The following is a 13,544-nucleotide window of genomic DNA, read 5'->3' on the forward strand; positions in this document are numbered from 1 at the left end:
GTACAACTGTCACAGAACGATCCTGCGCGTGAGCGCAGACGAAGGAGGACCCGTGTCGATAGCCCATCTCGGACTGTCCGGCCCCAGCGACGGCCAGCGCGGCGGCAACGCCGCCGGTGGTGCGGGCGAATGGCGGGCAGACTCGCGCGGCGATCGCACCCCTCCCCATGATCTGCTCGCGGAGCAGAGCGCCCTCGGTGGCATGCTGCTGAGCAAAGACGCTGTCGCAGACGTCGTCGAGGTCGTCCGCGGAGCCGACTTCTACATTCCGAAGCACGAGATCATCTTCGACGCCGTGCTCACGCTCTATTCGCACGGCGAGCCAACCGACGTGATCGCGGTCACCGACGAACTCACGAAGATCGGCGAACTGAGCCGCGCCGGCGGTGCGGAGTACCTCCACACGCTCACCGGACTGGTCCCCACCGCGGCGAACGCAGGCTACTACGCCAACATCGTCTCCGAGAAGGCCGTGCTGCGCCGCCTCGTCGAGGCCGGCACGCGCATCGTGCAGATGGGCTACGCCAGCGAGGGCGAGGTCATGGACCTCGTGAACAACGCTCAGGCCGAGATCTACGCCGTGAACGGCAACGTCGAGACCGAAGACTACGTGCCGCTCACGATCGCCCTCACAGCGGCCACCGATGAGATCGAGGCCGCGGCTGGCAAAGACGGCCAGATGACGGGCGTTCCCTCGGGCTTCACAGACCTCGACAACCTCACCAACGGCTTCCACCCGGGTCAGCTCATCATCGTCGCGGCACGTCCTGCGCTCGGTAAGTCGACGCTCGCGCTCGACTTCTGCCGGGCCGCCTCCATCAAGCACGACATGCCGGCCATCTTCTTCTCTCTTGAAATGGGTCGCGCCGAGATCGCCATGCGTCTGCTGTCGGCAGAGGCGTCCGTGCCCCTGCAGATCATGCGTAAAGGCCAGGTCAACGGCCAGGACTGGACCAAGATCGCGTCGACCCGCTCGACCATCAACGACGCGCCGTTCTACATCGACGACAGCCCCAACATGACGCTGGTCGAGATCCGTGCAAAGTGCCGTCGGCTCAAGCAGAAGGTCGGCCTCAAGCTCGTGGTCATCGACTACCTGCAGCTCATGACCAGCGGCAAGAAGGTCGAGAGCCGCCAGCAAGAGGTCTCCGAGTTCTCGCGAGCCCTGAAGCTCATGGCGAAAGAGCTCCAGGTTCCCGTCATCGCGCTGTCACAGCTCAACCGTGGCCCCGAGCAGCGAGCCGACAAGAAGCCCGCCATCAGCGACCTCCGCGAATCGGGATCGCTCGAGCAAGACGCCGACATGGTCATCCTGCTGCACCGTGAGGGTGCCTACGAGAAAGACAACCCGCGTGCGGGCGAGGCCGACTTCATCGTGGCCAAGCACCGAAATGGCCCCACGGCCACCATCACGGCGAGCTTCCTCGGTCACTTCTCCCGTTTCGCGGACATGCCGCAGGCGTAGCTGCTGGCGCCGGTCAGGCGCGGGTCGTCATCCGAAGTTCCAGCGCGGCATCGCCCTGTTGGGCGTGCAGCGTCACCTGCGGGTCGCTCAGCTCGGCGAGGCTCGCGACGTGGGTCCCTCCGCAAGGGATGCTCACCGGGTGGCCGTCGAGCGTCGTCGTCCAGAAGCGACGGTCGGTGAGACGATCGCCGTCTCGGTGGATGGCGGCCGCAGCGCCCGAGGCGACCCACGCGGAGAGGCGCGCATCCACGCCTCTCTCGACCTCGCCGAGGTCGTCAGCCAGGCGGGCGGGCGCGAACCCCTTCTTTCGCAACGATTTGCCCACGCGATAGGCGTCGACAGAGCCGCGCTCGTGGATGCGTGACGTCTCGATGGCCAGGGCGTCGAAGTTCGGGTGCTCGAGAGCGTCGAGCGATGCGTCCTTGCTCCACGACCCGGCGAGCTCCGCGTTGAGCGCGAGTGACGCCAGGTGGCAGGCCGTGTGTCCGACCGAGAGGGCGTGCCGGTAGTCGGCATCGACCGTGATGGATGCTTCGGGGCCCTCGACGAGACCTGCCTCTGCCGCGAGGGCGTCGTCGACGATGTGCGCCGTCACGAAGGCCCACCCCTCGGTGCCCTTGCGCACGGGAACGTCGCCGCCGAGGTAGAGCGCGTCGCCGTCGGTAGCGCCCACGACGCAGTCGAGAACGTCGAGGTCGACACCGTTCACCGTCAGTACGGCGCGGTCGGCCGGCTGGTCGGGCCACGCGGAGTCGACGGGGTGACAGGCAGAGACATCCAGCACAACCACGCGTCGACCGGCATCCAGCGCTTCTGTGTGAAGCACGGTGCCGGTCGACGTGAGGTCTCCCGCCGGGTAGGTGACGATCGTGTCAGCGGTGGGAAGTGTCATGCGTGGAGATTAGCCTGCCAGGGCGGAGAGTTCGTCGAACTCGGCGTCGCTGAGCTCAACTTCGGCGCCGGCGATGTTCTGCTCGAGGTGATCGACCGACGAGGTGCCGGGAATCGGCAGCAGCACGGGTGAACGCTTGAGCAGCCAGGCGAGCGCGAGCTGCGAGGGCGTCGCGTCGTGCTTCGCGGCGATGTCGTCGAGTACGCCACCTGCCTTGGCCAGCTCGCCGGTCGCCAGCGGGAACCACGGGATGAATGCGATGTTCTGCTCTGTCGCGTAGTCGAGCAGCTCCTCCGACTGGCGGTTGGCGAGGTTGTACAGGTTCTGCACCGAGGCGATGGTCGCAAACTCGGTTGCGGATTTCAGCTCTTCGACGGAGATCTCGCTCAGGCCGATGTGACGGATCTTGCCCTCTTGCTGAAGCAGCGCGAGCTCGCCGATCTGGTCGGCCAGCGGAACCTTCGCGTCGATACGGTGCAGCTGAAAGAGGTCGATGCGGTCGACGCCGAGGATCCGCAGACTCATCTCCGCCTGCTGACGCAGGTACTCCGGGCGGCCGACGGGGCGCCAGTCACCAGGTCCCGAGCGCGTGAGACCTGCCTTCGTCGCGATGACGAGGTCGTCTGCGTACGGCCGAAGTGCCTGGGCGATCAGTGGTTCGGCGACGGCGGGTCCGTAGGAGTCGGCCGTGTCGATGAAGTTCACGCCCAGTTCGACTGCGCGGCGCAGAACGCGCACGGCCTCATCGGGATCGGAGGGCCAGCCCCATACTCCTTCGCCGGTCAACTGCATGGTGCCGTACCCGAGTCGGGTGACGGGAAGGTCTCCGCCGAGGTCGAAGGTTCCGGATGCCTGGGCGGGAAGCGTTGTCGATGTCATTGAGCCAACGCTACGCCCGTGTCAAATGGCGAGGTAGCCCCGGCCAGCCCGTGTTCGCGTCGCGCGGAAATCGACGCTGTCGCGACGAAAAAAGGACGCGTTGCGGGCCGGGAGGGCACAGACTGGAAGCACTTTCGTATGCCTGGACTCACTGGACCGTTCAAGGAGGTCACCATGACCGCAGTAGAAGTGGCAACAGTCTCGTACACCGTGTCGGCCGACTACTTCGCGAAGGTCGGCGCAGATTTTGACAGCGAGGCGATCGACGACGCCGTGCTCGCGGAATTGAACCGCATCGTCCCGAAGGGCGTGGTGGTGCATCGCAATGGCAAGGCCTATGCGGAGCCGGAGGTAGCCGCCGCGGCGAGGGAGCTCGACTGGGACGCGCTGCTCGAGCGCATCGACGTCGACCAGATCATGGCGACGCACGGGCGCTGACCACACCTTCGACGCAGGGCTAGGGGTGCACGCCGATCGCACGGTGAACGGATGCGACGGCGCTCGCGCCCTCGCCCACCGCGGCGGCCACCCTCTTCATCGACCCGTGCCGCACGTCTCCGGCCGCGAAGAGTGCGGGCACGCTGGTCTCGAAGGGCAGGGGCACGCGCCCGAGAGCCGAGAATGTCTCGCCGAGAGCGGTCGGGTCGAGCTGCGAGTCGGTGAGCAGAAAACCGTTCTCGTCTGAGGCGACACCCGAGAGCCACTCGGTGGCGGGTGTCGCTCCGATGAAGCAGAAGAGGCCCGAGCTCGGCTGCTCGGAGGTCGCACCCGTCTCGCGATTGGTCAGGGTGATCGCCTCGAGCGCGTCGTGACCGTCGAGGGCTGTCACCTCGGTCGATGTGTGCACGGTGACGCGAGGGTCGGCGAGAAGGCGGTCGACGAGGTAGCTCGACATCTCTTTGCGAATGTCCGTGCCTCGGATGACCAGACATACCGTGCTCCCACGGCCGGCGAGGAACAGGGTGGCCTGTCCGGCGGAGTTCGCTCCCCCGACCACGGTGACGGGCTTGCCGGCGACCTCGCGTGCCTCGAGTTCTGTTGCGGCGTAGTAGATGCCGGCACCCTCGAAGTGCGACCATCGGGGCAGCGGCAGGGCCTTGTAGTGAGCCCCCGTGGCAATGACGACGGCGCGGGAATTGATCTCGGTGCCATCTTCGAGAACAACACGGAGCCGCTCGGAGGTCGGGTCGAGGGCGGTGACCGTGCAGGGACTGTAGATGCGCGCTCCGAACTTCAGCGCCTGCACCGAGGCGAGTCCCGTGAGCTCCGAGCCGCTCAGGCCGTTGGGAAAGCCCAGGTAATTCTCGATTCGGGAACTGGCGGCGGCCTGCCCACCGGGGCCCGTCGCATCCAGAAGCACCGTATCGAGGCCCTCGGATGCGCCGTACACGGCCGCGGCGAGCCCGGCCGGCCCGGCGCCGATCACCGTGAGATCGACCTGCTGGCCCGACGGCCGCGCGTACGACAGGCCGATCCGTTCGGCGAGGTGACCGGGAGTGGCCCGGGTGAGCACCTCGGAGCCGAGGAGGACGACGGGCAGATCGGATGCCTCCACGTCGGCAGACTTCATGAGTGCGATTCCGGCGGCGCCGTCTGCATCGAACCAGTGGTGCGCCAGCTCGAGACGGGCCGCGTAGGTGCGCAGGGCGAGCGAGGCCGACGAGAGGGTGCTGCCGATGATCTCGATACTGCGGGATGCCGTTCCGCGCAGCATGGCTCTGCGCGCCTGGAAAGACTGGAGGAGGATGCTCGACAACTCCGGGTCTTCCGACATGATGCGGCGGAAGTTCTCGGGCGAGATGCGATGCATGACTCCCGGCGAGGTGACCCGTGCTGTCAGAAAGACGGTCTGCCCGGTGAGCAGATTGAGCTCTCCCACGAATCGGCCAGGCCCGTGCTGGGCGACGATCAGCTCTGGGGCATCTCGCGTGGCCTCGCGAACGATATCGATCGTGCCGCTGTCGATCAGCACGAGGTCGTAGCTGCGGTCTCCGGCTCGGAACAGCGTGTCACCCGCCACGACCTCGACGGGCTCGCCGTAGGAGCGGAGCCGGATGAGCTGGGCCTCGGTGAGTACAGGGTTGGATGCGCTGGGCTCGGTCGTCACACGCCCACCGTAATGCGGCGCCGGCCGCCGGTGGTCATCGATTCGTCGAAGACATCGGTCGACGGTGTCAGACGGGTCGCGCCGACGCCTCAGCCCTGATCGCCTCGATCTCATTGGCATACAAGAGGCCAGCATCGATACCCGTCGCAGGAAGATGCCCTCCGAGCTCGAGGCTCATGATTCCGTGGAGACGGGTCCAGGCTGCCAGGCCCAGGAGAAGAACCCTCCGTGGGTACTGCGAGAGTTCCGACCGTTCTGCCCACGCATCGAGGGCAACGTCGAGCGCAGGATCCGTGGTCGCGCCGATGGTGCTGTCCTCGGCGCCGTCCTCTGGGCCCGCGACGGCCGCGATGGCCTCCACGATCGTCGTCATGCTTCGGGATGCGGCGGGGATCGTTCTCTCTGGCGCGAGTTCCTGACCCGATCCGATGCTCGTCTCGAAGATCAGGCGGTAGGCGTTGGGGTTGGCCAGCGCCCAGCTTCGGGCACCGTTCAACACGTCCCTGAGGTGCTGGTGCGGATCTGCCCGGTCGGCCGCCGAGGCGAGCACCGAGTCGGCGAAGTCGTTGTAGGCGTCGACGACCAGGTCTGCGAGCAGCGCGTCACGGCTGGCGAAGTAGCGGTAGAGGGCGGCCGGAGACATCGCCATCTCGCGCACGATGCCGCTGAGGGTCACCGCATCCGGCCCACCATCGCGGATCTGCTGCATCGCCAGCGTCTTGATCTCGTCGACGGTCTGCACGCGCCGCTCCTGCCGCCGAGTGGGTCTCTGCGTCTGATCGCCCATCGTGCATCCAATCTGTGAGGTCTCTTGACACCGTAACAGTAGCTACATAATGTGAAGGGTATTAACTAAACAAATACCCCTTACAAGTCAGAGAGAAGAACGCTATGAACGACACCGCTGCACCGGCTCGGCCCACGACGACGACACGCGTCGTCCTACCTGGACTCGTGGAACCAGAGGGGCTCGAGTTCGTGACCGAACCCGTGGTCGCGCTGCGGCGCGGGCAGCTGCTCGTCGCCGTCGAGGCCACGGGAATCTCGTTCGCAGAGCAGTCGATGCGCCGCGGCCGGTACTTCGGGCAGCCGGCATTCCCGTTCACGCCCGGCTACGACCTGGTCGGCCGGGTCATCGAGGTCGGTCCCGAGGGCGATAGCGGGCTGCTCGGTCAGCGTGTGGCCACCATGACGAAGACCGGAGCATGGTCCGAGTACGTGGCCGTCGAGGCGCGCGACAGTGTGCTGGTTCCCGACGGGGTGAGTTCGGAGGAGGCCGAGACGGTGGTCGTCAACGGTGTGACGGCCTGGCAGATGCTGCACCGCACCGCGCGGGTGAAGCCGGGCCAGACGATCCTGGTGTTCGGCGCGAACGGCGGTGTCGGCGGCATCCTGATTCAGCTCGCGCGGTTGCACGGCGTGCGCATCATCGGGGCTGCGTCGCCTCGACACCACGACGCCCTGCGTGAGGCGGGCGTCGTGCCGATCGACTACGCGGATCCAGAGCTGGCCGCGCGTGTTCGCGAACTCGCCCCTGACGGCGTCGACGCAGTCTTCGACAACGTGGGCGGCGAGATGACGAAAACCGCGTTCTCTCTGCTTGCTCGGGGTGGAAAGCTCGTGACCTATTCGATCATCACGGCCGTGAGCGGCGGTGGTCCCCTGATGCTGCCCTTCATCAAGGCCATCGCTCAGGCACTCCTCTGGACCGCGCTGCCCAACGGCAGGAGCGCCACGTTCTATGATCTGTGGGCCGGCCACACGGCTCGGCCCGCACGTTTTCGTCGGCGCCTCGAAGAGGATCTCGGCCGCGTTCTCGCCCTGCTTCGAGACGGAACGATCACGGCTAACATCGCCGCTCGATTTCCGCTCAGCGAGACCGTCGCGGCCCTGCGGCTCGCTGAATCGCGCACACTCAATGGAAAAGTCATCCTGCTCCCCTGAGAGGTAGTCGTTTGGAGAATGACCGCCCCTAGGCTGTGGATCATGACCCTGCCTGTGATTCGCATGCGGCACCGTGACATCGACGAGAAGCATCGCGCATCCACCCCGCTCGAGTTGCTTTTCGACCTGACCTTCGTCGCTGCCGTGCAGGCCGTGGTCACCCAATTGGCGCACGGCATCGAGGGCGGTCACGCCGCAGAGGAACTGCCCAACTTCTTCATGGTGTTCTTCGCGATCTGGTGGGCCTGGCTCACCTTCACCTGGTTCGCCTCCGCCTATGACACCGACGACGTTCCGTATCGCCTCCTGACCATGCTGCAGATGGGCGGAGTGCTCGTCTTGGCGGCCGGAGTCCCAGCGGCGTTCAACGACGGCGACTTCTTGCTCATCACCGTGGGCTACTTCATCATGCGACTCGCGCTCGTCGCGCAGTGGCTGCGCGCCGCTGTCCAAGACCCGGAAGGCAGGGCGACCGCACTGCGCTACGCGGCGGGAATCAGCGTCGTGCAGGCGCTGTGGATCGGGCGCCTGTTCATCGCGGCCGAGTTGCCCGTCGCCGCGCAGATCGCGACCTTCGCCGTTCTCGCCGCGTGCGAGCTCGCCGTGCCGTTGTGGGCGGAGCGTCGCGGATACATCCGCTGGCACCCGCACCACATCGCCGAGCGATACGGACTCTTCACGATCATCCTGTTGGGCGAGTCGGTTCTCGCGGCCACGGTCGGCGTGCAGGCCATCGTCACCGCCGGGGATGCCTCGGGCGAGTTCGTGCTGCTGGCCTCGTCGGGTCTCGCGCTGCTCTTCGGCATCTGGTGGGTCTACTACCTCGAACCGGCGGGCGACGGTCTCGAGAAGCGCCGTCGGCGAAGCTTCATCTGGGGATTCGGGCACTACTTCGTTTTCGCCGCGCTCGCGGCCCTCGGGGCCGGACTCGAGGTGGGGGTGCGGTCGCTGAGCCACGAGGCCCATGTCGACAGCACGACCGTGGCGTACTCGATCGCCATTCCCGTGGCCGTGTTCTTGGTCGCGATGCAGGTGCTCTATCGGCCGCTGCTCGGGTCGGACACCGCCATCCGTCCCGCCAGCAGTCTCGTGGGTGCCGGGGCCGTGATGCTCATTCCTCTGCTCGCCCCGGCGGTCTCGTTCGGTATCACCGTGCTGCTCATCACGCTCGTCGTGGCGGCGATCATCGCGGTGACCGTTCTGCAGCAGCGATCACGCGCTCTGGCCACCATCGATGAGGGAGTGCGTCATGGCGCCTGACACAAGCGACGAGGACGACCGCAGACCCCGTTCGGTCTACGGCGTCGGCGACGAACCGGATGCGCGATTCTCGTTGGCCAACGAACGCACGGCGCTGGCGTGGATGCGCACAGGTCTGGCCCTGGTCGCCGGGGGTGTCGCGCTGACGACTCTGGCGGGTGTCGCGGACCTGCCGATCTTCGTCGACATCATGGCAGCGCTCGCCTGCCTGGGCGGCGGTCTCGTCGCGGTGTCTGCGCTCGTCGGCTGGCGCCGCGTGGAGCGTGCCATGCGGTTGGCCCTGCCGTTGCCGGCGCCCCGCATTCTCATCGGGGTCGGAGTGGGGATACTCGTACTCGCGCTGGTCTTCTCCGGGTATGCGGTGTTCGAGGCCCTGGCGCGGTGAGCGGTCGTGGCGGCGCTGGCGGAGCCTCCGATGGGCCGGAGCGCGACCCGGGGCTGCAACCGGAACGCACCGCTCTGGCCTGGAGGCGCACCGCGATAGCCACGGCCGGGGTCGCGGTGGTCTGCGGTCTCACGGCAGTGCGATCGGGCTTCGTGGCGGTGGCGATCATCGCAGGCGCCGTCGCCGTCGGAATCGTGGTCTTTTCAATGCTTCCTCCGTTTCGATCGCGCATGTCGGGAACGGACCGTCGACCGCAGCCCTGGTCTGCTCTCGCGATGCTCGTGGTGTGTGTCTGTGCCGTCTCTGTTCTCGGATGCGCGCTCGCGGTGGCGGGCGCGATGCTGCGCTGACTGCGCTGACTGCGCTGACTGAGCTGAACGAGCTGAACGAGCTGAGCGCAAACGCCAAGAACGAGCCGAACTCGCGTGCGGGTAGGGGCTTCTTACGCGGGCGGTTCCGGGTGTCTTAGAAGGGGCAGTCGGCGAGGTCGTCCTTCGGTTCCGATGTTTGGGCAGTTCCCGAGGTGGGGTCTATTGCTTCGGACGCGTTGCTTGCTGCGGCGTCGATGAGTGCTCGTGGTGCGGGTTGCATCCTTCCCTCGGGGCGGACCGCGTACTCGTAGCCGGCTGGTGAGGTGGCGGTGAGGGTGTCGTCTCCGTTCTGCACGATCTGCCATCTCGTGTGGTGCTTCACCTTGTGATGCCCCTGACTCAGCGGCGCCAGGTTCTCCGGGGTCGTATGCCCGCCAAAGGCGTGGTCTTCGGTGTGATCGATATCTGACCGCTCCGACGGAACGGTGCACCCCGGAAACACGCACGTGGGATGCACCAACCGGGCATGGTCGATCATCCGTGCCGTCGGCCGGTAATCCCTCGGGTCGGCCGTGAGAATGCGTCCCGTGATCGGATCGGTCAGGATCCGGCGCCACGACGTCGCCTCTGCAGTCAACTGCGCCGCGGTCGCCGGGTCGATCGGACCGTAGCCGCGGAGGATCGCGGCCTCTTCCCCGACACCGAGCAGCGTCATCGCCGGAACCATCACGTGAACGCGCCCCCGAACACCCCGGGTCGCCCCCGGAATCGACGTTTCACCGTTGAGCATGAGGTCGCACAGGACATCGAGCTTCAGGTGTCCCATGCTGCGCGGGTCACCGTCTGCCCTGAGCCCGGCAGCGAGTCGTGCGGCCCGATCGGCGATCGCGTGGATCTCTGGTGCGGGCGCGAACAGCGTCAGATAGGCCATGCCATCCGCCCCCGGATCGACATAGATACGCCGGGTGGCCGCTGCTTTCTCGGCGCGTTCGACCGCGGTGGACGGTTGGGAGAGCTCGACCTGGGCTCTCGCTTTGCGGTCGAGTTGCTTCGGGTTCACCTCCGCCGCCAGTGCCGCGAGCCGGGCGTCGTAGGCGGTCAACGCATCTCCTTCGAGGCCGTCGGAATGCTTTGCTATGACCTCGGCGTGCTCCCACGACAACGCGCCCGCAGCGACGGCAGCCAGTGTTGCGGGCAGCAAGTCGACCAACGCGACGCTGGTGTCGACGAGCGTGGCGGTCCGGTACTCGGTGCGACGAGTCAACTGGGCGAGTTCAGTGACGAGCTCGACCCTCTCGACCCGGGCCGTCGACCACACCGGACCACCCGTAGAGCGATCAGACGGTGCTTGCCTATGTAGGTGGTTTCTCGCGTCGGTGACGCGTTCGGCCCTGACCGCAGACAGCGCTGCTATCTGCCTGTCGAGGGCGGCGACCTCCTCGAGCGCGACCACGTACGGGTCGGGCTCCAGGAGCGGGGTGATAGGTGACATACGAGAAGTCAAACAGCAGCCACCGACACCGTCTCGAAACAAAGAAACACGGCTTGATCAGGTGATATAGCTGTGGATAACTTCAGGGAAATGCGCCCTGTGGAGGAATACTCGCGAAGCAGACGTCCGTCTCGATACGGCCGCGGGCGACACCGAGGAGCGTGCTTGATGTCCCCCGCGCGGGGGATGCATGCTGTCTGCCGCTCCCCCTATGGTGGGTGACACGCGCCGGGTTCGAGCACGCGCATCGCGAGATCGCACGACGAAAACGGCCTGAATGTCCATCGCAAGACGGAAATCGCAAGACAGAAACGGCAAGACGGAAAGCAGGCGGCTATGTCCTTGGAAGACCCAGTGCAGACAGACCCAGCGCAGACCCCCATAACCCGCACAGACCAGACCCGCACAGACCAGACCCACATAAACCAGACCCACACAAACCCGACCAGCCCCGACGCAGCTCAGATACTCCCCCCGGTCGCGGATGCCCATGGTCCGGCACTCGAGATCCGGGGCCTCACGAAGCGATTCGGCGACAAGGTCGCCGTCGACAACCTCGCCCTCACCGTTCCCTCCGGCTCGTTCTACGGGCTCGTCGGCCCCAACGGCGCCGGAAAGACCACGACACTGTCGATGGCGACGGGCCTGATGCGCCCGGATGCCGGCGACATCAGCATCCACGGCGTCAACGTCTGGCACGACCTGCTCAAGGCCAAGCGCCTCGTCGGGGTGCTCTCCGACGGCGTTCGACTCTTCGATCGCCTCACGGGCACGCAGCTCGTCACCTACGCCGGACTGCTCAGCGGCATGAGCCGCGAGACGGTCGCCGAACGCACGCACGATCTGCTCAACCTGCTCGACCTCGAGTCGGCCGGCGGCACGCTCGTGGTGGACTACTCGGCGGGTATGACCAAGAAGATCGCGCTGGCCTGCGCCCTTGTGCACGCGCCGAGTCTGCTGGTGCTCGACGAGCCGTTCGAGTCGGTCGACCCTGTGTCGGCCGCGAACATCCGCGACATCCTCGATGGCTTCGTCAAATCGGGCGGCACGGTCATCGTGTCGAGCCACGCCATGGACCTCGTTCAGCGCATGTGCGACCACGTCGCCGTGATCGCTCAGGGGCGTGTGCTCGCCTCGGGCACGACCGAAGAAGTACGCCAGGGCTCTACGCTCGAAGACCGTTTCGTCGAACTCGTCGGAGGTCGCCGCACAGGAGAGGGGCCGGAATGGTTGCGACTCTCGTAAGACTGCGCTTTCTCATTCTGGCGAACAGCCTGAAGGGAAAGCCCTGGCAGATCGTCGCCGTGGTGATCGGCGGGCTCTACGGGCTCGGCGTTCTCTTCGGCGTGGTCGCGGGGCTCATCGCGCTGAGCTTCGCGCCGACCGAACTGGCTCGCACCGTCACGGTGCTGGGCGGCGCGGCCACGATCCTCGGTTGGATCGTGCTGCCGCTCATCGGCCCCGGAACGGATCAGACCGTCGAGCCCTCTCGACTGGCCATCTTTCCCATTCCCCTCAACCAGCTGGTGCTGGGCCTCCTCGTCAGCGGTGTCCTCGGCGTTCCCGGAATCGTCACCTCGATCGCCGCACTGGCCACAGCGGCCACGTGGTGGCAGCACCCGCTCGGTGCCATCACGGCGATCGTCTGCGCCGTGATCGGCGTTCTCACGTGCGTGGCCGGCTCGCGGGCGATCACCGCATTGAGCTCGGGGCTCGGATCAGGCCGCCGCTTCCGCGAGGCCAAGGGCATCCTGATCTTCATCCCTCTGATCCTGCTCGGCCCGATCATGATCGGCCTCACGGCGCTGCTGCGCAGCTCTGCGGATGCCCTTCCCGGCATCGCAGACATCGTCGCGTGGACGCCGCTCGGTGCTATCTGGTCGGTTCCCGGCTACATCGTCACCGGCGATCTCGGCCGGGCGGCGGCCGGATTCGCCATCGGTCTCGCGACCCTCGCCATCCTGCTGCTCGTCTGGCGCTCGAGCCTGCGTCACGCACTCGAAAACCCTGCCCGCGCATCGTCGCCCGCCATGAAGGGAACCCGCAAGCTGGGCCTCCTCGGTGTGTTCCCGGCCACCCCCTGGGGTGCAGTCGCCGCTCGTGCGCTCACGTATTGGCTGCGAGACCCGCGCTACGCCCAGTCGCTCATCGTGATTCCGCTGATTCCCGTTCTGCTGTTCGTCTACTCGGGAAATATGGGCAGCATGGGCGTTCTGAACGCCCTCGGGCCCATCGTGGCGCTGCTGCTGGCCCTGTCGATCTACACCGACGTCTCGTACGACAACACGGCGTTCGCGCTGCACCTGTCGACGGGAGTATCGGGGCGCGACGACCGGCTCGGCCGCGTGGTGGCCCTCGCCGTCTTCGCGGTTCCGGTATCGGTGCTGCTGACGATCGCATCCGTGTGGTTCACGAACTCGTGGCAGGTACTGCCGGGCTTGCTCGGCATGGTGTTCGGACTGCTGTTCTCGGGCTTCGCGCTGTCTTCGGTCATCTCGGGTCGATTCGTGTTCCCCGTTCCCGCGCCCGGCGAGAGCCCCTTCAAGGCGAAGCCCGGGGGCGGATTCATGCTCACCCTGGCGACCTTCGCGACGTGGGGCGGGCTGACCGTGCTCGTGCTGCCCGAGATCGTTCTGGCCATCATCGGATTCGTCACGGGCAATGCGATCTTCGGCTGGATCTCGCTGGCCCTCGGGATCGTACTCGGCGGAGGCATGCTCGTGATCGCCCTGCGCTGGGGAGGATCGATTCTCGACAAGCGCGGACCGGATCTGCTCGCCGAGCTCCAGGCCAGCAAGTAAGCACGCGG

The 13,544-nt window shown here is 66.5% G+C and carries 13 protein-coding genes; 8 read left to right on the plus strand and 5 right to left on the minus strand.

Features of this window, described 5'->3' with window-relative positions; all coding sequences use genetic code 11:
• The first annotated feature begins 52 nt into the window (after nt 1-52).
• Nucleotides 53-1,465 (plus strand): replicative DNA helicase, encoded by a 1,413-nt coding sequence (dnaB, locus tag ASF79_RS14945; protein ID WP_055782875.1) that lies wholly within the window; start codon nt 53-55, stop codon nt 1,463-1,465.
• Between the two features lie 13 nt (nt 1,466-1,478).
• Here dnaB and ASF79_RS14950 read toward each other — a convergent pair whose 3' ends face one another.
• Both ASF79_RS14950 and ASF79_RS14955 read right to left on the minus strand, forming a co-directional pair.
• Complete coding sequence (locus ASF79_RS14950; protein ID WP_055856367.1) at nt 1,479-2,357, minus strand: hypothetical protein; 879 nt, start codon at nt 2,355-2,357, stop codon at nt 1,479-1,481.
• Nucleotides 2,358-2,366: 9 nt separating this feature from the next.
• Nucleotides 2,367-3,236 carry an aldo/keto reductase gene (locus ASF79_RS14955; protein ID WP_055856369.1) on the minus strand — a complete coding sequence of 290 codons (870 nt, stop codon included), beginning with the start codon at nt 3,234-3,236 and terminating at the stop codon, nt 2,367-2,369.
• A 174-nt stretch (nt 3,237-3,410) separates the two neighbouring features.
• Between ASF79_RS14955 and ASF79_RS14960 the strand changes: the two genes are divergently transcribed.
• The gene (locus ASF79_RS14960; protein ID WP_055857227.1) at nt 3,411-3,674 is read left to right on the plus strand and encodes a hypothetical protein; all 264 of its coding nucleotides are present in this window, start codon (nt 3,411-3,413) and stop codon (nt 3,672-3,674) included.
• A 19-nt stretch (nt 3,675-3,693) separates the two neighbouring features.
• Here the strand turns inward: ASF79_RS14960 and ASF79_RS14965 are convergent, their stop codons facing one another.
• Together ASF79_RS14965 and ASF79_RS14970 are read right to left on the minus strand one after the other, a co-directional pair.
• Nucleotides 3,694-5,343, minus strand: a complete 1,650-nt coding sequence (locus ASF79_RS14965; protein ID WP_055856371.1) for an FAD-dependent oxidoreductase — start codon at nt 5,341-5,343, stop codon at nt 3,694-3,696.
• A gap of 67 nt (nt 5,344-5,410) precedes the next feature.
• Nucleotides 5,411-6,085 (minus strand): TetR/AcrR family transcriptional regulator, encoded by a 675-nt coding sequence (locus ASF79_RS14970; RefSeq protein ID WP_162239094.1) that lies wholly within the window; start codon nt 6,083-6,085, stop codon nt 5,411-5,413.
• Between the two features lie 149 nt (nt 6,086-6,234).
• Here ASF79_RS14970 and ASF79_RS14975 point away from each other — a divergent pair, with 149 nt between their 5' ends.
• Genes ASF79_RS14975 through ASF79_RS14990 form a run of 4 tightly spaced genes read left to right on the plus strand, consistent with a single transcriptional unit; the run spans nt 6,235 to nt 9,282 of the window.
• A complete protein-coding gene (locus tag ASF79_RS14975; RefSeq protein WP_055856377.1) occupies nt 6,235-7,287 on the plus strand; it encodes a medium chain dehydrogenase/reductase family protein in 1,053 nt (350 codons plus the stop codon).
• 42 nt (nt 7,288-7,329) lie between these two features.
• On the plus strand, nt 7,330-8,547 hold the full coding sequence (locus tag ASF79_RS14980) for a low temperature requirement protein A (protein WP_055856381.1): 1,218 nt from the start codon (nt 7,330-7,332) through the stop codon (nt 8,545-8,547).
• Complete coding sequence (locus tag ASF79_RS14985) at nt 8,537-8,932, plus strand: YidH family protein (RefSeq protein WP_055856386.1); 396 nt, start codon at nt 8,537-8,539, stop codon at nt 8,930-8,932. Before ASF79_RS14980 ends, ASF79_RS14985 begins: the two co-directional genes overlap by 11 nt.
• Nucleotides 8,929-9,282, plus strand: coding sequence for a DUF202 domain-containing protein (locus tag ASF79_RS14990; RefSeq protein ID WP_082495956.1), 354 nt, complete (start codon nt 8,929-8,931; stop codon nt 9,280-9,282). The genes ASF79_RS14985 and ASF79_RS14990 overlap by 4 nt, the downstream gene beginning before the upstream one ends.
• A 115-nt stretch (nt 9,283-9,397) precedes the next feature.
• On the opposite strand, the gene ASF79_RS14995 is transcribed toward ASF79_RS14990, so the two are convergent.
• The gene (locus ASF79_RS14995; protein WP_082495957.1) at nt 9,398-10,735 is read right to left on the minus strand and encodes an HNH endonuclease signature motif containing protein; all 1,338 of its coding nucleotides are present in this window, start codon (nt 10,733-10,735) and stop codon (nt 9,398-9,400) included.
• Between the two features lie 354 nt (nt 10,736-11,089).
• Between ASF79_RS14995 and ASF79_RS15000 the strand changes: the two genes are divergently transcribed.
• Nucleotides 11,090-11,980, plus strand: coding sequence for an ABC transporter ATP-binding protein (locus ASF79_RS15000; RefSeq protein WP_235500784.1), 891 nt, complete (start codon nt 11,090-11,092; stop codon nt 11,978-11,980).
• Nucleotides 11,962-13,536 carry a hypothetical protein gene (locus ASF79_RS15005; protein ID WP_055856395.1) on the plus strand — a complete coding sequence of 525 codons (1,575 nt, stop codon included), beginning with the start codon at nt 11,962-11,964 and terminating at the stop codon, nt 13,534-13,536. The genes ASF79_RS15000 and ASF79_RS15005 overlap by 19 nt, the downstream gene beginning before the upstream one ends.
• Nucleotides 13,537-13,544: the final 8 nt, after the last annotated feature.

It is taken from the genome of Agreia sp. Leaf335 (assembly GCF_001423605.1).
GTDB lineage: Bacteria > Actinomycetota > Actinomycetes > Actinomycetales > Microbacteriaceae > Agreia.

Bases quoted from the DNA above. Each gene is read 5' to 3' on its own strand.
- ASF79_RS14955 (WP_055856369.1), bottom strand. From the start codon at position 3,236: ATGACATCGACAACGCTTCCCGCCCAGGCATCCGGAACCTTCGACCTC.
- ASF79_RS14985 (WP_055856386.1), top strand. From the start codon at position 8,537: ATGGCGCCTGACACAAGCGACGAGGACGACCGCAGACCCCGTTCGGTC.
- ASF79_RS14960 (WP_055857227.1), top strand. From the start codon at position 3,411: ATGACCGCAGTAGAAGTGGCAACAGTCTCGTACACCGTGTCGGCCGAC.
- ASF79_RS14975 (WP_055856377.1), top strand. From the start codon at position 6,235: ATGAACGACACCGCTGCACCGGCTCGGCCCACGACGACGACACGCGTC.
- ASF79_RS14950 (WP_055856367.1), bottom strand. From the start codon at position 2,357: ATGACACTTCCCACCGCTGACACGATCGTCACCTACCCGGCGGGAGAC.
- ASF79_RS14995 (WP_082495957.1), bottom strand. From the start codon at position 10,735: ATGTCACCTATCACCCCGCTCCTGGAGCCCGACCCGTACGTGGTCGCG.
- ASF79_RS15005 (WP_055856395.1), top strand. From the start codon at position 11,962: ATGGTTGCGACTCTCGTAAGACTGCGCTTTCTCATTCTGGCGAACAGC.
- ASF79_RS14980 (WP_055856381.1), top strand. From the start codon at position 7,330: ATGACCCTGCCTGTGATTCGCATGCGGCACCGTGACATCGACGAGAAG.